14 protein-coding genes and 1 pseudogene are annotated in these 20,119 nt (G+C 67.8%); 1 reads left to right on the top strand and 14 read right to left on the bottom strand.

Going from position 1 to position 20,119, the window contains the following annotated elements:
* Positions 1 to 194: 194 nt before the first annotated feature.
* Positions 195 to 381, top strand: a pseudogene (locus C8N44_RS16820) (IS3 family transposase); the annotation flags it as partial.
* A 108-nt stretch (positions 382 to 489) separates the two neighbouring features.
* On the opposite strand, the gene C8N44_RS16815 reads toward C8N44_RS16820, so the two are convergent.
* From C8N44_RS16815 to C8N44_RS16750, 14 genes are all read right to left on the bottom strand, one after another.
* Positions 490 to 2,190, bottom strand: coding sequence for an ABC transporter ATP-binding protein (locus C8N44_RS16815; RefSeq protein WP_107977941.1), 1,701 nt, complete (start codon positions 2,188 to 2,190; stop codon positions 490 to 492).
* Positions 2,191 to 2,207: 17 nt separating this feature from the next.
* On the bottom strand, positions 2,208 to 2,981 hold the full coding sequence (locus C8N44_RS16810; protein ID WP_107977940.1) for an ABC transporter ATP-binding protein: 774 nt from the start codon (positions 2,979 to 2,981) through the stop codon (positions 2,208 to 2,210).
* Positions 2,978 to 4,936, bottom strand: coding sequence for a Fe(3+)-hydroxamate ABC transporter permease FhuB (gene fhuB, locus C8N44_RS16805; protein WP_107977939.1), 1,959 nt, complete (start codon positions 4,934 to 4,936; stop codon positions 2,978 to 2,980). Before fhuB ends, C8N44_RS16810 begins: the two co-directional genes overlap by 4 nt.
* A complete protein-coding gene (locus tag C8N44_RS16800; RefSeq protein WP_244641110.1) occupies positions 4,933 to 5,814 on the bottom strand; it encodes an ABC transporter substrate-binding protein in 882 nt (293 codons plus the stop codon). Before C8N44_RS16800 ends, fhuB begins: the two co-directional genes overlap by 4 nt.
* The gene (locus C8N44_RS16795) at positions 5,808 to 7,916 is read right to left on the bottom strand and encodes a TonB-dependent siderophore receptor (protein ID WP_107977938.1); all 2,109 of its coding nucleotides are present in this window, start codon (positions 7,914 to 7,916) and stop codon (positions 5,808 to 5,810) included. Before C8N44_RS16795 ends, C8N44_RS16800 begins: the two co-directional genes overlap by 7 nt.
* A 37-nt stretch (positions 7,917 to 7,953) precedes the next feature.
* Positions 7,954 to 8,880: a helix-turn-helix domain-containing protein gene (locus tag C8N44_RS16790; RefSeq protein WP_107977937.1), complete on the bottom strand. Its 927-nt coding sequence runs from the start codon at positions 8,878 to 8,880 to the stop codon at positions 7,954 to 7,956.
* Between the two features lie 373 nt (positions 8,881 to 9,253).
* Complete coding sequence (locus C8N44_RS16785) at positions 9,254 to 10,840, bottom strand: gamma-glutamyltransferase (protein WP_107977936.1); 1,587 nt, start codon at positions 10,838 to 10,840, stop codon at positions 9,254 to 9,256.
* Complete coding sequence (locus C8N44_RS16780) at positions 10,840 to 11,979, bottom strand: M20/M25/M40 family metallo-hydrolase (protein WP_107977935.1); 1,140 nt, start codon at positions 11,977 to 11,979, stop codon at positions 10,840 to 10,842. Before C8N44_RS16780 ends, C8N44_RS16785 begins: the two co-directional genes overlap by 1 nt.
* 80 nt (positions 11,980 to 12,059) lie before the next feature.
* Complete coding sequence (locus C8N44_RS16775) at positions 12,060 to 13,232, bottom strand: M20 aminoacylase family protein (RefSeq protein ID WP_107977934.1); 1,173 nt, start codon at positions 13,230 to 13,232, stop codon at positions 12,060 to 12,062.
* A complete protein-coding gene (locus tag C8N44_RS16770; protein ID WP_107977933.1) occupies positions 13,229 to 14,914 on the bottom strand; it encodes an ABC transporter ATP-binding protein in 1,686 nt (561 codons plus the stop codon). Before C8N44_RS16770 ends, C8N44_RS16775 begins: the two co-directional genes overlap by 4 nt.
* 1 nt (position 14,915) lies before the next feature.
* Positions 14,916 to 15,803, bottom strand: coding sequence for an ABC transporter permease (locus tag C8N44_RS16765; protein WP_107977932.1), 888 nt, complete (start codon positions 15,801 to 15,803; stop codon positions 14,916 to 14,918).
* Positions 15,803 to 16,744 carry an ABC transporter permease gene (locus C8N44_RS16760; protein ID WP_107977931.1) on the bottom strand — a complete coding sequence of 314 codons (942 nt, stop codon included), beginning with the start codon at positions 16,742 to 16,744 and terminating at the stop codon, positions 15,803 to 15,805. Before C8N44_RS16760 ends, C8N44_RS16765 begins: the two co-directional genes overlap by 1 nt.
* Before the next feature lie 77 nt (positions 16,745 to 16,821).
* Positions 16,822 to 18,432 carry an ABC transporter substrate-binding protein gene (locus C8N44_RS16755; RefSeq protein ID WP_107977930.1) on the bottom strand — a complete coding sequence of 537 codons (1,611 nt, stop codon included), beginning with the start codon at positions 18,430 to 18,432 and terminating at the stop codon, positions 16,822 to 16,824.
* Positions 18,429 to 20,018 carry a M81 family metallopeptidase gene (locus C8N44_RS16750; RefSeq protein ID WP_107977929.1) on the bottom strand — a complete coding sequence of 530 codons (1,590 nt, stop codon included), beginning with the start codon at positions 20,016 to 20,018 and terminating at the stop codon, positions 18,429 to 18,431. Before C8N44_RS16750 ends, C8N44_RS16755 begins: the two co-directional genes overlap by 4 nt.
* Positions 20,019 to 20,119 lie beyond the last annotated feature (101 nt).

The raw sequence follows: 20,119 nt of genomic DNA, 5'->3' as shown, positions 1-20,119 counted from the left end.
TTGCCATGCATTATCCCGATGGCGTCACCGGCCCGTCATCGTGAGGCAGCCGGAAAAATCCAACTTTCGGCGGTCCAAGGTTGGGGAGCAGTGCAGTGATGACTACCTGACCCGGTTTCGGTGCGAGGATTGCGGGGAGCGTCCGAGTGAATAGCCCCGTGTATCGTGGTCGCCTTCTTCGCTGATTTTGAGGTAAGAAGGCCTGTGTCGAAAGCGGCAAGGTCCATGGGCACTGCAAGCTGCACGACGACCTTGTCGAACAGGAGAAGACGTATGCCTGAGACCTCAGTTGCGTTCCTGACCAAGCTGGCCGGGACCAAGGCACAGATCGGCTACACGCGCCGCCCTGGGAAGTATGGTGGCAAACCCTCGGTCGTGGTCGCGACGCCGCCGGTTTGCGGCGGCGCAAGCAAGCGTCAAGTCGAAGTGCTTCATCGCGAGGGTCGCCTTGTGCCGCTTGGCTGAAAGCTCGCACGCGGGATCATATGCCTATCCTACCAGCGCGTAATAGGCCGCTTGCCGGGTCATGAGATCCTCGTGGTTGCCGCTTTCCACGATGCGGCCCTTTTCCATGACGAGGATGCGGTCGGCGTGCTGGATGGTGTTCAGCCGGTGCGCGATGATGAGCGTCGTACGGCCCACGGCGAGGCGCGACAGGGCCGCCTGCACTTCGCGCTCGGTGCCGCGGTCGAGGGCCGAGGTGGCCTCGTCCAGAAGCAGGATCGGCGGGTTGCGCAGGAAGACGCGGGCGATGGCCACGCGCTGGCGCTGGCCGCCCGAGAGCATCACGCCGCGTTCGCCCACCACGGTGTCGAGCCCGTTCGGCATGGCCTCGAGCACCGGGCGAAGCTGGGCGTGCTCGATGGCGTCGAGGATTTCCTCTTCGGTTGCGTCGAGACGGCCGTAGGCCACGTTTTCGCGCAGTGTGCCACCAAAGAGGAAGACATCCTGCGAGACGTGGCCGACCTGCCGCCGCAGCGAGTCGAGCGTCATGTCCCGAAGCGGGATGCCGTCGATGCGGATTTCGCCCTGCGTGGGCTCGTAGAAGCGCGGCACGAGGGCCATCAGCGTGGACTTGCCCGCGCCCGAGGGGCCGACGAGGGCCACGGTCTGGCCCGGCTCCACCGTGACCGAGATGTCGTGCAGGACGGCCTTGGCGCCCTCGTAGGCGAAATGCACGTCGTCGAATTCGATCCGGCCCTTCAGGTCGGGCGCGTCCTTCGCGCCGGGGGCGTCGGTTATCTCGGGCTCGGTGGAGAGGAGGTCGAGGTAGCGCTGGAAGCCCGCGATGCCGCGGGGGTAGGTTTCGATCACGGCGGCGATCTTTTCCAGCGGGCGGAAGAAGACGTTCACCAGCAGCAGGAAGCCCACGTAGGACCCGGTCGTGAGCGTGCCCTGGAAGACGAAGCCCGCGCCGGCCACCATGACGATCACCTGCACGAAGCGCAGGCCCATGTAGTGCAGCGCCGTGGCCCCGGCCATGATCTTGTAGGCCTCGAGTTTGGTGTCGCGGTAACGGCTGTTGTCGCCCGCGAAGAGGCGCTGTTCGTGGTGTTCGTTGGCGAAGGCCTGCACCACGCGGATGCCGCCGATGCTTTCCTCGAGCCGTACGTTGAAGGCGCCCACGCGGGAGTAGATGTTCTGCCACGAGCGGGTCATGCGGGCGCCGTAGACGGCGAGCAGCCAGACCATCGCGGGCACGATCACCAGCGTCATGAGCGCGAGCGGCAGGTGCAGCCACGCCATCAGGGCAAAGGCGCCGACGAAGGTCATGATCGCGATGAAGAGATCCTCGGGCCCGTGGTGGGCGACCTCGCCGATCTCCTCCAGGTCACGGGTCACGCGGGCGACGAGCTTGCCGGTCTCGGCCCGGTCGAACCAGCCCCAGCCCAGTTTCGTCAGATGCGCGAAGGCGCGGGCGCGCATTTCGGTTTCGATGTTGATGCCGAGCTTATGGCCCCAGTAGATCACCACGGCCATGAGCCCGGTGTTGAGCAGGTAGACGAGGATGAGGCCGACGGCGGCCGCGACGGCAAGGCCCCAGTCGCCGCTGGGCAGCAGGTGGTCGATGAAGCCCGAGATGGCGAGCGGGAAGGCGAGTTCGAGCAGGCCCGAGGCGACGGCACAGCCGAAGTCGAGCCAGAAGAGCCGCATGTGGGGACGGTAGTAGTCGTAGATCTGGGCGAGCATTGGCTGGCTTTTCTTTGCTAGTTCGGCAGGGCGACGGGCGTGCCGTCGGCGCGGGCGAGCACTTCCATGTCGGCGCCGTAGATGGACCGCAGGCGCGGCGCGGTCATGAGGTCTGCGGGTGTGCCCTGGAATTCGACCTGCCCGGCGCGCAGCGCGACGACGTGGTCGCAGAAGCGTGCCGCCATGTTGAGATCGTGCAGCACGACGATGACGGAGCGGTCACGGTCGTGGCTGAGGTGGCGGACGAGGGACAGGACCTCGACCTGGTGGGTGATGTCGAGGGCCGAGATCGGCTCGTCGAGCAGCAGGCAGTGGGCCTCCTGCGCGATGAGCATGGCAAGCCAGGCGCGCTGCGCTTCGCCGCCGGAGAGCGTGTCGACGCGGCGGGTGGCGATGGTTTCGAGGCCGCAGGCGGCGAGGGCATTGTCGATGGCGGCGTGGTCTTCGGGGCCGGGGCGGCCCAGCGGTCCGTGCCAGGGGTAGCGGCCGAGGGCGGCCAGTTCGCGCACCAGCATGCCCTCGGCGGGCGGCAGGTGCTGGGGCAGGTAGGCGAGGTGGCGGGCAAGCTTGCGCGCGGGCCAGTCGGGCAGCGCGGTCCCGTGGAAGCGGATCGTCCCGCGGTCGGGCGTGGTCTGGCGGGCGAGCAGGTTCAGCAGCGTCGACTTGCCCGAGCCGTTGTGACCGATCAGGCCGATCACCTTTCCGGACGGGAGTTGCAGGGCCATGTCCTGCAGCAGCTTTCGGCCGGGGACGGCGAAGTCCAGTGCCTCGATGTCGTAGAGCGGGGTCATGATGGTCTCCGCAGCATGAGCCATGTCAGCCAGGGCGCGCCGAGGAGAGACGCGAAGAGGCCAAGCGGCAGGTCGTAGGGAAAGCTTGCCATGCGGGCGCCGAAGTCAGCGGCCAGCATGAGGAGCGCTCCGATGAGGGCGCTGCCGGCAAGGTGGTGCGGCGCGCGGGCAAGGCCGAGCCGGCGGGCGAGGTGCGGGGCCATGAGGCCGACGAAGCTGAGCGGGCCGACGAGGATCGTGGCGGCGCCGGTGGCGATCCCCGCCAGCGCCACCACCGCGACCGAGGCCGAGGTGACCGGCACGCCGAGCGCGCGGGCGACCTGCGGGCCGAGCGGCAGCAGTGTCAGCCAGCGCGAAAGCGTGAGCGACAGGGCCATCAGGACCGCGAGCGTCGCCGCGAGGGCCGTGGCACCCGCCGGGGTCATCGTCAAGGCCGAGCCGCTGAGCCAGGCGAGCACCGCGAAGGATTTCGTCGTGCCCGCCGCCATGAGCACCGAGAGCAGCGCTGCGGCCAGCGCCGAAACGGCGATGCCCGCGAGCAGAAGCCGCTCGGGCCGGGCGTTGCGGCCCAGCACGAAAAGCAGGATGACGGCGAGCGCCGTGGCGCCGCCCGCCGCCGCGCCGCCGGTCAGCAGCAGGGCCGAGGGGGCGGCGAGCGTGAAGAGCACGGCGGCGTACCCCATGGCCGCGCCCCCTGAGACCCCCAGCACCTCGGGCGAGGCGAGCGGATTGCCGGTCAGCCGTTGCAGTACGGCACCCGCGAGCGCCAGCAGCCCGCCCGCGCAGGCGGCTCCGGCAAGGCGCGGCAGGCGGTTCGGGAGGAAGAGGCGCGCGGTTTCGGCGTCGAGCAGGGTCCAGCCCTCGGGCGTGCGGCCAAGCAGGGTGAGGAGGACCAGCAGGACGAGGGTGAGCGCCGTGAGCCCGGCCAGAAGCGGGGCCGGGCGGGACAGGCGCGGCAGGTTTTCCTCCTGCGCGGGGGGCGGCGTGGCGCGCAGGCGCGGCAGCAGCCACAGCAGGAGCGGGCCGCCGATCAGGCCGGTCACGGCGCCGGTGGGGAACATCTCGCCCCCGGCGCCGGCAAGGCCCAGCACCAGCCCGTCGCAGAGCGAGAGCAGCAGCGCGCCGCAGACCGGGGCGAGCGCGAGGCGCTGAGCCTGCGTGCGGGCGCCGAGCGCGCGGGCGAGCGCGGGCGCGGCAAGGCCGACGAAGGCCACGAGGCCCACCGCGGCGGAAACGCTGGCGGCAAGGATCGTGGCGAGGATCACCGCGAGGGCCCGGAGCCGCGCGACGTTGAGGCCGAGCGCCTGCGCGCTCGCGGCCTCGATCCCCAGCACGCCCAGCGGCCGGGCCAGCAGGGCCGCGCCGATCCCGCCGAGAGCAAGAACCGCGGTCAGCGACAGCGCGGGTCCCCAGCTTGTCTGCACCAGCGAGCCGCCGTTCCAGACCACCAGCGAGAAGAGGTATTCCCCCTGCGCCAGCGTCAGCGCGGCGGCCATGGACGAGGCGAAGAGTCCGATCAGCATGCCCGCGATGATCATGGTGACAGGGTGGAAGGCCCGCGCCGCGCCGATGCCCATGACAAGGGCGAGCGCGGCTGTCGCGCCGCCCATGGCCACGGGCCAGCGGCCCCAAGCCAGACACTCGGGCGCGAGGACCGTCACGGCGACCAGCGCCAGTTGCGCGCCGGACGAGATGCCCAGCGTCGAGGGATCGGCAATGGGGTTGCGCAGCACGGCCTGCAGCAGTGCGCCGGAGAGGCCGAGCGCGGCGCCCGCAAGAAGTGCGATGACGCCACGGGGCAGGTGGCCGTAGACCAGCAGGATGCCGTCGAGATCGAGCGACCGGGCGTCCCACGGCGGCAGCGGCCAGCCATCGCTCAGCCAGGGTCCGGCCGCGTGGAACCAGAGCGCCAGCGCCAGGAGCGCCGCGCCGCCGAGGGGCAGGGCGCGGGTCATGCCGTGGCGCCCGGGGCGAGGGTATCGGTGAGCAGCCGGGCAAAGCGCAGCCCGGCGGGCACGCCGCCGAAGGCGTTGACAGGCGGCAGGGTCGCGAAGCGGCCCGCAGCGACCGGGGGCAGGCGATTCCACAGGACGGAGTTGCGCAGCCCCCGGCGGGCCACGGTGGGAATGCCGCCCACGGCAAGGATGCGCGCGTCGGGACGCTCGGAGAGCCGCTCCATCGGCAGGGGGGCGGCGAAGGAATACTCGGTCGGGGCATCCCACGCGTTCTCCACCCCGAGCAGCGACAGCATGTTGCCGAACATGCTGTCGGGGCCGAAGGCGCGGAAGTGGCGGGCGTCGCCGATCTCGATGGCATAGAGGGGCCGGTCGCGCAGGGCGGCGAGCTGCGCGGAAAGTGCCGCGATCTCGGCCTCGGCGCCGGCTTCGACCTCGCGCGCGGCGCTTTCGTGGCCGGTGCGCGCGCCGACCGCGTGCAGGGCCGCGACGGCATGGGGCCAGGGCGCCTCCCCAGGGAGGTAGGTGCCGTGGCTCATCACCGGGGCAATGGCCGACAGGCGCGGCTCGATCTGGGCATACCAGGGCGAGGTGAGCACCAGGTCGGGCCGGGTCAGTTGCAGGAGTTCGAAATTGGGTGCGCTGCGCAGGCCGAGGTCGACGGTTTCCTCCGGCACGGCTGGGTGCCGCGCGTCAGCGCGAAAGCGGACGAGTTCGCAGGCCGAGACCGGCGTGATGCCGAGTGCGAGCGCGGTTTCGAGCATGGCCCAGTCCACGGCGGCAAGGCGCGGGCCGTTCTGGGCCCGCGCCTGCATCGCCCCGAGGGCGAGGGCGCCGGACAGGAAGGCCCGGCGCCCTATGGTCGTCTGGTTTACCACTTGTAGGTCATACGCGCCTGAACCGTCCGGCCGTCACCGTAGTAGCAGCCGAAGGAGCCGCAGTTGGCGACATAGGCCTCGTCCGTGAGGTTGGAGACGTTCACGGACAGCTCGGCATCCTCGGTGAAGGCATAGGCCGCCTGGAGGTCGACCAGCGTCACGTCGTCCATCTCGTACTGGTTGCCCGGATCGCTGTAACGTTCGCCGATGTAGCGCACGCCACCGCCCAGCCGCAGCCCGTCGAGCGCCGTGCCGCTGGCGAAGCTGTAGTTCGCCCAGAGGCTGGCATTGTGGTGCGGAGCATTGGGCAGCTCGTTGCCCTCGTTGTCGCCGTCGATCACCTCGGTCTCGTTCCAGCTGTACTGCCCGCGGATGTTCCAGCCGCCAGCGAGGTCGGCGGAGCCTTCGAGCTCGAGCCCGTAGGAGCGCACCTCGCCGATCTGGGCCGTGTCGCCCACGCCGTTGCTGTCGGTGACCCCCGCGGTCAGGTTCCTCTGCGTGAGGTCGTAGACCGCCGCACTTAAGAAGCCGTCGAAGCTCAGCGGCTCCCACTTCACGCCGGCTTCCCATTGTTCGCCCTCGGTGGGGTCGAAGGTTTCGCCCGCGTTGTTGGCGCCGATCACCGGATCGAAGGAGGTCGTGTAGCTCAGGTAGGTCGCGACGCCGCTGTCGGTCACGTAGCTCAGCCCGGCGCGGCCGGTCGTGGCCTCGTCCGACTGGTCGATGTCGCTGGTGCCCGCGAAGTTCGTGTAGCTCGTGCCGGTCTGCTCGGTCCAGTCATGTCGTAGTGCCAGCGAAGCCCGCCAGTTGCCGAAGCTCATCTCGTCCTGAACGTAGATGCCGATCTGGTCGAGCTGCGTGTCCTCGCTTTCGACATACCAGGGCGCCGTCAGGTTCGCGCCGCCGTAGGAGGGATCGGAGAAGCTGATGTCGTCGGCATAGGCGAAACCGGTGGACTGGCGGATTTCGTACCGGCGCAGGTCCATCCCGAAGAGCAGCGCGTGATCGACCGCGCCGGTGACGGCATGGCCGGTCAGGCGGAGGTCCAGGTTGTTGGTGATGCTCTCTTCGCTGGTGATGTTGGCGCCGCGGCTGATCGTGTCGCCGACCGCGCCGTTCACGTAGAAGCCGGTGTAGTCCCAGTCGAAGCTCTGGTGCCGGAAGTTGGTTTCCAGCGTCCAGTCGGGATTGATCTCGTGGTCCAACTCGAACCCGAGATTGAGCATCTCGCGATCGCTCTCGTCGTCGCTCGGATCGCCCGCGTAGAATTCGCGTAGATCCTCGTCGTCTTCTTCGCCGATCATGGTCTCTGGGATGCCCGCGGGCGTGATCGGCGAATCCCGCTGCCAGGAGCCGAGGAACTGCAGGGTCGTGGCGTCGGAGGGTGTCCAGCGGGTGGCGACGCCGAGGTAGCCGCGCGTGTTGGTGAGATCCTCGATCTCTTCCTCGCTGTCGCGGGTCACGGCTGTCACGCGGGCCGAGAAACTGTCGCTCAGCGCGCGGTTCATGTCGACGAAGGCCTCGGTGGCCTTGGGGTCGCCGACACCGATGCCGGCCTCGCCGAAGTCTAGGAGCTGGGCCCGCTTCTGGATCTGGTTGATGACGCCGCCGGGGATGCCCGCGCCGTAGAGGACCGAGGCGGGCCCCTTGAGGACCTCGACCCGCTCCAGCGAGTAGACTTCGAAGGAGGGGGCGCCCTGTTCGCGCAGAAGGCGCAGGCCGTTGAGATACTGCGCGTTGCCGCCGTTGAAGCCGCGGATGGTGGGCGCGTCGAAGCGCGGGTCGGTACCGAAGGGCTGCGCGGTGATGCCGGCGGTGTAGCCCAGCGTGTCGCCCAGCGAGGTGGCGGCCTGATCCTCGATCTGTTCGCCGGTGACGACCGAGACCGACTGCTGCGTCTCGAGAAGCGAGGTGCCGGTCTTGGTGGCGGTCTGCGCGTTGCGCGCGACGTAGCCCGGGACGGGGTCGGAGGGCGCGGCATCGCCGTCGACGACGATGGTGCCGAGATCGTAGAGGTCGGCGGTGGACTGGGCGGAGACGGCTTGCGCCAGCGCGGCGAGGCTGGCACCGGCCAGCAGGGAAAGGCGTAGCGAACGGGTCATGCGGGTATCCAGATGGCTCGGGTGATTTCCTGAGCTTTTAGATCGGGTTTCCCGACGGGGCTTGAACCAGACCGGTGTCATTTGACGAATCCTGCTCAAATCGATGCCTTCGCCACGCGCCGGGGGTTTGCCCCTCGTGGCTGCGGAACGCGCGGGTGAGGTGAGCCTGGTCGGCAAAGCCCGCGGCGGCAGCGACCTCGGCCAGCGGCATCGCAGGATCTGCCATCAGGTCGCGCGCAGCCTCGATCCGCAGGGCCGTGAGCCAGCGCTGCGGGGTCGTGCCGAGGCTCTGGCGAAACGCGCGGGTCAGCCAGCTTTCCGACAGGCCGGCGATCCCGGCAAGCTCGGCCACGGGGATGCGGCGGTGCAGGCTGGCACGGGCGTGGTCCTGCAAACGCTGGACCATGTGCGGCGAAAGCCCACCACGTTCGGTGCCGGAAGCCGGTGCCGGTCCGAGGTCGAACACTTCGGCCAGCAGCGCCGAGACCAGACCGTCACTCGCCATGTCCGGCCGGGTAGGGGTCTCAACCTCGGCAGCGATCAGTCGGGCGAGCATCGTGATGCGCGGATCTTCCCCGACAAATCGCGGCCGGTCGGTCGTGGCACCGGGAACGGCCTGCCGCAGGCGCTGGGCCAGGGGGCCGGCATCGAGGTGCAGGTCGAGGTGGGCAAAGCGGCCGGGCCGCGCCATCTCGGACCAGAGCGGCATGGCGGGCGGTATGTAGAAGGCGCCGACGCCTCGGCGCCAAGGGGTTGCTTCCGCGGTGCGCAGCTGGAGGTCGCCTGCGCCGTCATCGAGAAAGACCACGAGCCGCGGATCGGGCGAGCGGTAGAAGCCCCCGCCGCCTTGCTGGCCCTGAACGTGCCAGACGTCGGCAATGACACCGGGCCATCGGCGCCAGCTCAGCGGACGCATGGTCCGGATGGCGCGGGTCTCGGCGGTCATGCGGGGCATGAAGGTCATGGGGGCTCGGGCCTTGGACAGGTGGCACGGTAACCGGGCGCCTGAATGCGCTGATGGTTCGGGCTGGGGCGGCCTGGCGGCGCTTTGGAGAGCGCGGGCTGAGCTGCCATAAAATGCCTCGCTTGGGAGGTGGCGTCAAGTTCACGCGGGAAGCCAATCAAGACATTGAAAAATATAACACTTTAAGGAGGCGGCGATCCCCGTTGCGGCCCGCGTTCAGCGTCGAAGGACCCGGTGCAAGCTTGTTGGCAAGGGTGGCCCGGGTGATGCCGCAGGGAAGGATGCCTCTGCGGTGAGATCCTGGAAGACAAGGATGCGGAAGGGAAGGGCTGCGGATCTTCGATCCCCGGCGGACGTCGTAGCGGCGGCTACCTCATGTTGCGCTTTCCTCGCCGTCGCCGGGTTCTGCCACCGCATCTCCCCAGGCGGTCATGGTCTCGGTCATGCCGAAGCGCATGCCGCCGTCGTCCAGCACGCCTGCGGGGCAGGCGAAGGGGTAGGGTAGCATCGAGCGGCGCGCCGTCATGGTCGGAGCGATGTCGCGCAGAGCGTCAAGCACGTGCCCCGGGAGCGCCGCGTCCGCGACGATTTGCGCCCCGCCCGACATGTCGATACGTGGCCGCCCGAAGGCCGTTTCAAGTTCCATACCGAAGTCGGCCAGCGAGGAGGCAAGCTGGGTGACCGCCGAAACGATCTTGCGCCCGCCCGAGGCGCCGAGCGCGAACCGCCGGCCTCCGGCCGCGCCCAGAACCGGACAGACGTTCATCAGGCAGGTCTTTCCCGGGGCGAGCGAATTCGGGCGTCCCTGCACCGGGTCGAACCACATGATGCCGTTGTTCATCAGGAAGCCCGTGGAGGGCGAAACGATGCGAGAGCCGAAAATGGAGAGCAGCGTCTGGGTATGCGCGACCATGTTGCCATGCCTGTCGACCACCGAGAAATGGGTAGTCGATCCCGGTGCCGCAGGGTTTTCGCCGTCATGGCCCATCCGGCTCAGCCGCGCGCCATAGGCGGTCCGAAGCGCCCGGGCATAGGCCGGGAAGGCGGCGTCGGGCTGCCGGAGATCCTCGGTCTCAAGCGCGTGCAGTGCCGCGGCGAAGGTGGGCCCGGCGGTGAGCCCGGGCATGGCGTGAAAGACCGCGTCCCGATAGGGAATTCTGAGCGGAGTTTCGAACCGGGCCCGGTTCTCGGCGAGGTCGTCACGGGTCAGGTACCCGCCCTTGTCGCGCACGTCGCGCGCCATTTCAGACCCGAGATCGCCGCCGTGCATGGCGGCCGCTCCTTCGCGGGCCAGTACATCGAGACTGTCGGCCATGCGCGCCATCCCGATCCGGTCCTCTGCCAACGCCGTCCACGAGAACGGTCGCGGAAAGTGCCCGTCGGCCAGGAACATCGCGGCGGCGTCCGGGTCCCGGGCAAGGTCCCGCGTCGCGGTCGCGATGATCAGCGCGGCATACCAGTCGACTTCCATCCCGGCACGCGCGTGGGCAATGGCGGGTGCGAGCAGCTCTTCCCAGGGCATCCGCCCCCAACGCTGGTGCGGTGCCTCCAGCCCGTCCACCATCGCAGGCACGGCAACCGCTCGTGCGCCCATTACGTTGCGGTCCTCGATGACGCGATCCCAGGGAAAAAGATCCCCGGCGACGCCTTCGCCCGAAAGCGGGAAATCCTCGATCTTCAGGGCCGAGGGCGCCTTCATCCCGAAGTTGAGGGCATGCGCCTCGCCGGTATCGGCCCGCCAGTGCATCGCGGCACCGCCGCCGGCCGGACCGGACATCCATGGCTCGAGCACGCCGCAGACGAAACCGCAGGCGACCGCGGCATCCACAGCGTCACCGCCCGCGCACAGGACCTCTGCGCCCGCTTCGGCCGCCTGTCTGTGCTGCGAGGCCACCACGCCGCCCGCGGTGCGAACGACGTGCTTGCGGACCTCCATGGTCCCCGACAGCGCCCCCGACATCAGGCGCCGAGCCGGCAGAACAGCCCGGCGGCGAGCCGCGCCCGCTCGACAAGGCTGTCGACGAAGATGTGTTCGTTGAGGGTGTGCAGATCGCGCCCCCGGACGCCGATGGAGTCGAGCGTGGGGATGCCGAGCGCTCCGGTGAAGTTGCCGTCCGAGCCGCCGCCCGCCGACGCTCCGGAAATCTCGAAGCCGAGCTCACCAGAGATTTCCTGCGCCAGCGAGAGCATCGCCATGGTGCCGGGCTGGTCGGGTTCCCAGACAGGGCGGGTCACGCCGCGACGCACCTCCATCACGACCTCTGCCGCGTCGTCGTTGAGCGACAGCATCTTTTCCACGCCCTCGTCCAGGAGCTCCTGCGTCTTTGCCATCGTCAGCACCTCGGCATCGCAGACCGAGGACACGCAGTTGACCCATTGGCCCGCGTGGAAGACGCCGAGCGAGAAGGTGCAATCGTCGGTGGTCATCCCCTCGATCTGGTCCACGGCACGGGCCATCTTCGCGATGGCCGAGCGCCCCTCCGCCAGTTGCCAGCCCGCGTGGCTGGGCTTGCCGCGGGTCTGCAGGTTGAAGCGCGCGATGGCGTAGCGCCCGATCACCGCGCCCCCGTCGGGGCGCGCGGGTTCGGGCACGAGGGCGTAGTCATGGCGCCTGGCCTCCGTCTCGATCAACTCGCGGGTCGAAGGGGTGCCGATCTCTTCGTCCGGGGTGAACAAGACCGTTACCGGCAGGGGCGTCTCGATCCCCGCCGCCAGCATCTTGCGCAGCGCGTCGAGGTAGACGTAGTTGCCCCCCTTCATGTCCATGATGCCGGGGCCGTAGCAGAGATCGCCCTCGCGCCGGAACGGCAGCTTGGCGAGCGTGCCCATCGGGTGAACGGTATCGAAATGTCCCAGAAGGAGGATACCCCTTTCGCCCGCACGCGGGTGGGGCATCGTCGCGCGCACGCTGTCGCCAAGGCCCATGCGACCTGGGATACGTTCGGTTATGGCACCGAGCGCCGCCAACTCGTGCTGCACGAGATCCATCATCCGGTTGACCGCTGCCGCGTCGAAGGTCGGGCTTTCGGTTTCGATCCAGGGTCTGAGCCCCGCGAGCATTTCGTCGGTATCGAAGGGAAGGTCGAGTGGGTTGGTCATGGTCAGGCTCCTTGCCCCGGCAGACTGGTCCTGCGCGGCCGGGGGACTTCAAACGGTTCGGCGACGGCAAAAGGCGCTGGTCAGGTCGCGCCACCGGCGGGAAGGCGGGTTTCAACGATGCGGGCGTAGACGGAGGCCCCGACGGGCAGGATCGCGTCGTCCAGGACAAAAGCCGGATTGTGAAGCGGCACCGACCCGGCGTGTCCGACACGGCAATAGGCGCCCGGCACCACCTTGAGCATGTCCGCGAAGTCCTCGGAGCCGGTCGCCTGGTCCTCGGAGAGGCGTGCGCCGTCCCCCACCACCTCAGAGGCTGCAGCGATATAGGCCTCCGAAAGGTCGGGATCGTTCATCAGCACGTCAAAGACATTGCGGATGTCCACCTCGATCTCGACGCCGTAGGCCTGAGCGAGGCCGGCACAGAGTTCGCGGATACGGGACGAGGCCATGTCGATCACGTCGTCGTGGAAGTAGCGCACCGTACCGGTGATCGTCGCGCTGCCCGGCACCACGTTGTAGGCGGAGCCCGCGTTGAAGGTGGTGACCGACAGCACGATCGGCTTGGTCGGCGGCGTGTTGCGGCTGACAACGCTTTGCAGCTGTTGCACAAGCGCCGTGCCGATCACGATGGGGTCCTTCGACTGATGGGGCATGGCGGCGTGGCTGCCGGTGCCCTTCACGGTGATGTCGAAGAAGCAGGCGCCGGCCATGCCCGGCCCGGGCGTGACGGTGACGATGCCCGGCTCGGCATTCGGGTCGTTGTGCATCCCGTAGATCTCGTCGCAGGGGAACTTCTCGAACAGACCATCGGCGATCATGCGGCGGGCGCCGCCGAGGCCTTCTTCGGCGGGCTGGAAGATCAGCACGACTGTGCCGTCGAAGTCCCGCGTCTCGGCAAGATAGCGCGCGGCCCCGAGCAGCATAGTGGTATGGCCGTCGTGGCCGCAGGCGTGCATCCGACCGGGGTTGGTCGAGGCGTACGGCACGCCCGAGGCCTCCTCGATCGGCAGGGCATCCATGTCGGCGCGCAGGCCCACGCGACGATTGCCGCCGCCGTTTCCCTGGATGATGCCGACGACACCGGTGCCGCCAATGCCCTCGTGCACCTCGTCGACGCCGTAGGCGCGCAGCTTCTCCGCGACAATGCCCGAGGTGCGTGTCTCTTCGAAGCCAAGCTCCGGGTGAGCATGGAAATCCTGGCGGATGGCGGTCAGCTCGTCGGCGAATGCCTCGATCTTGGGAATGACACTCATGCGATTGGTCCTTCTACTGCGGGCGCACGCTCGAGCGCGCGAAAATTGGCGAAGTCCCAATGTCGGCCGGGGGCGGCCTCGATCAGGCTTCGAGTGTAGTCGTGGCGGGGATTGGCCAGGACCGCCGCCGCGGGCCCCTGTTCGACCACCTGTCCCTTCTGCATGACGAGCACGTCGTCGCAGATCTGGGCCGCGACCCGCAGGTCGTGGGTGATGAAGAGCATGGCGATGCCGAAACGGTCCTGCACGTCGTCGAGCAGGTCCAGAACCTGCGCCTGCACGCTCACGTCGAGCGCCGAAACCGCCTCGTCCGCGACCAGCAGGTCGGGCTTCATCGCGACGGCACGGGCAATGGCGATGCGCTGACGCTGGCCGCCCGAGAACTGGTGTGGATACCGATCGAGCGCGTCCTTCGGCAGGTCGACAAGTTCCATCAGTTCGGCTGCGCGCTCCATCGCCTCGGATTTGGGGGTGCCGAAGTTGATCGGCCCCTCGCAGAGGGACCGCGCCACAGTCCAGCGCGGATTGAGCGAGCGGTAGGGGTCCTGGAACACGATCTGCAGGTGCTTTCGATGCGATTGCAGATTGCGGCGCGACAGGCGGGAGATCTCGGTTGCCGCCACCGTCACCTCGCCGCCGGTCGGATCGATCAGGCGCATGATGCAGCGGGCGACCGTGGACTTGCCCGAGCCGCTTTCCCCGACAATGCCGAGCGTGCGCCCCGGCGCGATGTCGAAGGTCACGTCGCGGGCCGCCCGGACGCCTTCGGATTTGCGGAACCAGCCGCCACCGCCGTAGGTCATCTCGAGCCGGTCGACGTTCAGGACCGCGTCTTTCTCCGACACGGCGCGGGCCGGACGCGGCGCGAGGTTCGGCACCGCCTTCAGCAGCTTTCGCGTGTAGTCCTTTTGCGGATTGGTCAGCAGCTCGCGGATCGGGGCGCTTTCGACGATCTCGCCCTTCTGCATGACGCTCACCGTGTCCGCGATCTCGGCCACCACGCCCATGTCGTGGGTGATGAACAGCACCGCCGTGCCATGCCGTTCCTGCATTTCCTCGATCAGCTTGAGGATCTGCAGCTGCGTCGTGACGTCGAGCGCCGTGGTGGGCTCGTCCGCGATCAGCAGATCGGGGTCGAGCACGAGCGCCATGGCGATCATGATCCGCTGGCGCTGCCCGCCCGAAAGCTGGTGCGGGAAGGCCGAATAGACCCGCTGCACGTCCGGAAGGTGGACCTGCTCCATGATGTCGATCGTGCGCGCCTTGGCCTCGGACTTCGACAGATCGGTGTGCATGTTCAGCACCTCTTCGATCTGCTCGCCGACGCGCAGGACCGGGTTCAGCGCCGTCATCGGCTCCTGAAAGATCATGGCGACCCGCTGGGCGCGCAGATCGCGCATCTGTGCCGCGGTCGCGTTGGTGATCTCGAACCCTTCTAGGTCGATCAGCCCGCCCTGCACCTCGAGCGCGTCCTTGGGCAGCAATCCCATGGTCGCAAGCGAGGTGACGGACTTGCCCGAGCCGCTTTCGCCCACCAGGCAATGCGTCTCGCCCGCGCGGATGTCGAGGTCGATCTCGTTCAGGACCGGCTGCGCATCCGGCCGGCCGGTTAGGCCGACCTTCAGTTTGCGGATCTTGAGTACGCGCTGGGCGGTCGAGAGGTCTCGTGTCTTGAACTTCATTTCAGCCCTCCCTCTTCTTCATGCGCGGATCGAGAAGATCGCGCGCGGTATCGCCAAGGAGGTTGATGCACAGGATGCAAAGCGAGAGCAGCAGACCCGGCCAGAAGATCAGCCCCGGCTTGATCTGAAAGTAGCTGCGTCCCTCGGCCATGATGTTGCCCCAGGTCGGAATCTCGGTGGAGACACCAGCGCCCAGAAACGACAGGATCGCCTCGATCAGGATGGCCGAGGCGCAGATGTAGGTGCCCTGCACGATCAGCGGCGCGAGCGTGTTCGGCATCAGGTGCTGGATCAGGATCTTCGGCATGGAAGACCCGAGTGCGATCGCTGCCTCGACATAGGGTTCCTCGCGCGCGGACAGGACGACTGAGCGCACCAGCCGCACCACGCGGGGCACCTCGGGGATCGTGATCGCGATGATCACCGAGCTGAGCGAAGGACCGTTGAGCGCCACGAGCGCAATCGCCAGCAGGATCGCCGGAATTGCCATGAGGCTGTCCATGATGCGCATGATGATGCCATCGGCGGCGCGGAAGAACCCTGCGAGAAGGCCGATGACCAGCCCGACCGCGACGCTGACGATCGCGGCGCCGATCCCGATCAGCAGCGAAACGCGCCCGCCGGTCATGACGCGACTGAAGATATCGCGGCCGTAGGGGTCGGTGCCCAGCAGGAACTCGTCGGAGGGAGGGCGAAGGCGGGACATGGCATCCATCGCGAGCGGGTCATAGGGCACGTAGAGTGGCGCGCAGATCGATGCGAGCACGATGAGCGCCAGCACAAGGGCCGCGATGGTCGGCCCTGCGCCGAGGCGGGCTCCTGCCGGCAGCGAGAAGACCCCGGTCAGGACCTGGAACGCGCTGCGTCTGGAAGACGGCATCTCGGTCATCAGTAACGGATCCTCGGGTCGAAGAAGGAATAGGAGACGTCGACGATCAGATTGACCAGGACGTAGATCCCCGCGGTCAGCAGGATCATCGCCTGGATCACCGGGTAATCGCGCGCGAGAATCGCATCGACGGTCAGGCGCCCGATGCCGGGGATGTTGAACACGCTCTCGGTCACGACGACGCCCGAGATGAGAAGGGCAAAACCCGTGCCGATGATCGTCAGGATCGGCACGGCGGCATTGCGCAGGGCATGGCGGAACAGGACGACGTTCTCGCGAACGCCCTTGGCGCGCGCGGTGCGGATGTAGTCCTCGCCCAGCACCTCGAGCATCGAGGCGCGGGTCATGCGGGCGATTAGCGCGACGTAGATCGTGGCCAGCGTCAGCGACGGCAGGATCGCGCGACTGAAGAAGGCGCCGATCCCGTCGGACGGCGAGGCATAGCCTTGCACGGGCACCCAGCGCAGTTCGATGGCGAAGATCTGGATCAGGATGTAGCCGATCACGAAGACGGGCACCGAAAAGCCGAGCACGGAAAAGGACATGACGGCGAAGTCGATCCAGGTGCGATGGCGCCACGCGGCGATGACGCCCATCGGCACGGCAAGCAGGACCGAGATCACGATGGTCATCAGCGCGATGTTGATCGTCGGTCCGAGCCGGTCCGAGACCATGTCGACCACGTCAGTGTTCGAGATCAGCGATGTGCCGAGATCGCCTTTCAGCATCTGGCCGAACCAGGTGACGAACTGGACAAGCAGCGGATCGTTGAGGCCAAGGCGGTCGCGGATACGTTCGAGCTGCGCGGGGGTCGCGGCGTCGCCTGCGAGGATCGCGGCGGGATCGCCTGGCGTCAGGCGCAGCAGAAGGAAGACGAAGACGGCGACGATAAGCAGGACCGGGATGGTCGCGAGAAGCCGCTTCAGAATGTAGCCGAACACGGGCGGGCCTCCTTTTGCGTGGTGGAATGCGGGAGAGAAGAGGCGCGCTGGTGCGCGCCTCTGTGTGAGCGATCAGTTCACTCGGCGTCCTTGGTCATGTTCCAGAAGACCGGCACCGGCGACTGGATCATGTTCTGGATCGCATCGCGGCGGGCCTGCGGGATCAGGTATTCGCCCATCATGATGTAGTTCACGTTGTCCATCACGTGCTCCTGGATCTCGACGGCGACCTCCTTCTGTGCCTCGGCGCTTTCGGCCGCGACGAAGGCCGCACGCATCTCCTCGATCTCCGGATCGTCGGGCCAGCCGAACCAGGCATCGTCACCCCGCCCGTTGACCATCACGTTGATGAGCGGGTCGGAGATCTCGGGCACCATCCAGTTGGTGAAGAACATGTTCCAGCCACCCTCGCCGATCGGCGCCTGCTGCGCCCGGCGCTGCACGACCGACTGCCAGTCCATCGACTGCATCTCGACCTCGAAGCCGCCCTCGCGCAGGGCCTGGGCCGCGACGACCGGCTGGTTCACCAGGCTGACCACGTCGGTGGGCGCCATCAGCACGACGGGCGTGCCATCGTAGCCGGCCTCCTCGAGCAGTTCCTTGGAACGCTCGGGATCCGGACCGCCGGTCACGATCTCCGAGCCGCTTTCGTCGCCGAGAGGCGTGGCGCAGCCGAAGATCGCGCCGCAGACATTGTAGTACTCCGGATCGCCTTGCATCGTCGCCAGCATCTGCTCCTGCCCCAATGCGGCAAGCGCGGCCTGGCGGATCTGCTTGTTGTCGAACGGCGGGTGCAGGAAGTTCGGGCGGCCGATCGTCACGTAGCCCAGCGGATCGCGCATCTCGACCGTGACGCCGGGGGCGTTTTCCAGGATCGGCATCAGGTCGATCTGCACCTGCTCGAGGTAGTCGATCTCGCCCGCGGCGAGCGCGTTCATGGCCGTGAGGTTGTCGGGCATGGTCGTCCAGACCACGCGGTCGACGTTCACGACCTTGCCGCCTGCCATCCACGAGGGGTCTTCCTCGCGCGGGACATAGTCGTCGAACTTCTCGTAGGTCACCGAAACGCCCGGCTCGTATTCCTCTTCATTGAAGATGAAAGGCCCGGAGCCGACGTATTCGGTGATCGTCTCGTCGGGCGAGGTCTCGGCCACCCGCGCGGGCATGATGAAGGGCGGCACGGCCGACTGCTTGGAGATCACGTCCATCAGCGGCGGGAAGGGCTCGGTCAGTGTCCAGACGAGGGTCTTTTCGTCCTGCGCCTCGAGGCTTTCTGTCACGTCGAAAATGAGCTGCCCGCCGGAATCGCGATTGCCCCAGCGATTGAGCGAGGCAACGGCATCGGCGGCGGTGACGGGTGCGCCATCGTGGAACATCAGCCCGTCGCGCAGGGTGAACGTGTAGGTCAGCCCGTCGTCCGAGACTTCCCAGTCGGCCATTTGCGGCTGCGGTTCGAAATCCTCGTTCACGGCGGTGAGAACGTCGTAGACCATGTAGCCGTGGTTGCGGGTGATGTGTGCCGTGGTGATGACCGGGTCGAGAACGCGCAGCCCCGAGTGCATCACGGCGGTGATCGTCGTTTCATCTTCCTGCGCCGGCGCGGCGGCGGGCGCGAGCAGCGCGCCGCTTGCCAGAAGCGCAGCCGCAAGGGTGCGCGATCCGGGCAGGTTGGGTCTCAATGTCTTCATGTGTGTCTCCCCTGTTGGATGACGTCTTGGTGATGTTGGACCCCGGCGCGGGCGCCGGTGTCGGGACGTGCGGTTTGCGCACGCAGATCTCCGAAGGCAGGGCCATTCGGAGAAAGTCTCAACTCGGGCCGAAGCCGCGTGAAAGGCAGATCCACGGGATCCAGTGGCATCGGTCCCGGCGCGATTGCCACGAGGATATCGCTGGCAATCGGCGCAAAATCGGCGCGGAAATGCGTGGAGCTTTTCACCACGAGGATCTTCTGCGTCTCGGGTGTGATGCCGACGAAGCGGAACATCTCGCGGTCGGCCATCTGCGCGATCCGGCTGGTCACTACGACCCGGACACCGCCGATGCGCAGACAGACAGAGGGGCCGAGGTCGAGCGCCGTGCCGCCATAATAGGGGCCCGTCGCGCGCAGCTTGCCGTCCGACAGCGTTTCGACCATCGCTTCTGTCTCGACCGGGGTATCGCCCGGAACACCCGCATGGCCGCCGATCCGGAACCGGGTCCGGACACCCGCACCCGCGGCGTGGGCTGCACGCGCCGTTTCGGGATCGAGGATCAGCCCCAGTGCCGCGTCCTCGGCCCCCGCCGCGATCAGCGCACGCAGCATGCCCGTGGTGGCAGAGACACCGCCGGCCCCCGGGTTGTCCTGAGTGTCGGCGATCACCACCGGTCCACGGTCATCACCGGCCAGGTCCCGAGCTTCCTGTACCGCCTCGTCCGCGCTGTAGGACTGCCCCGCGAACCGGTCTTCCGCATCGGCGTAGGATAATGCCAGTCGCTCTGCGGCTCTCTCGGCGGCCTCGGTGGACTCTGCGTAGACGATGGCCGTGGGGCCGCAGTCCGGGATGTCGGCCGCGGGAAAGCCCATGAACAGAGAGGTCGCGAGGACATCGCCGTCTGCCTCCTCGATCTTGGCCAGTTCGGCATAGAGTGCGCGCCCTGGTTCCGTGTCGGTCGTCTGGAAAGGGATGGGGACGAGATACCCCATGCGGCGGAACGCGCAGGCCGGGCGGGACCCAGTAGACATCATCCGGTGCAGAAGATCCGCCGCGCGCGTGCCCGTCTCGGCCATGTCCACATGCGGATAGGTTCGGAACCCGACGAGGCCGTCGACGCACCGCGCAAACTCCTCCGAGATATTCCCGTGCAGGTCCAGCGCCGCCACGATCGGAACGGTAGGGCCAACCACGGCGCGCACGCGCTTTGCGATCTCCAACTCACCGTCGTCGACATGATCCGCAACCATGGCCCCATGCAGGTCAAGAAAGACACCGTCGAGCGGGCCGGCCTTTGTCAGGCCGGCGACGATCTCGCCCGCGATCTGCTCGAAAGCTCTCTCGCTGACGGGGGCAGAGGGGATCGCGCCGGCCCACAGGATCGGGGCGATGTCCCAGACCAGCCGCCGGGCGGCCGCGAGAGCGCTCGCGATTCCCAAGTTCACGCCTTCCGACCGGCGGACGAGCTCCTCGCCGCGGCTCATCGGAATGTAGCCGCCGCCGGTCTCGAACGCGGCAAGATCGGCGGGCACTGGCGCGAAGGTATTCGTTTCATGCAGGAAACCGGCAAGAGCGACGCGCATGAGAAGTCCTGACCCTGGCTGTCCTGACGCCACGTTGTGCGCCGCGGAAATGCATCGCTGAGCGATACTTGTGTATTGCTAAGCGAGCTTAGGATGCGCAA

The sequence above is a fragment of the Allosediminivita pacifica genome (assembly GCF_003054175.1).
Lineage (GTDB): Bacteria > Pseudomonadota > Alphaproteobacteria > Rhodobacterales > Rhodobacteraceae > Allosediminivita > Allosediminivita pacifica.
Note: the sequence above shows the minus strand (reverse complement) of the source record. Positions and strands in the feature narration are given on the sequence as shown.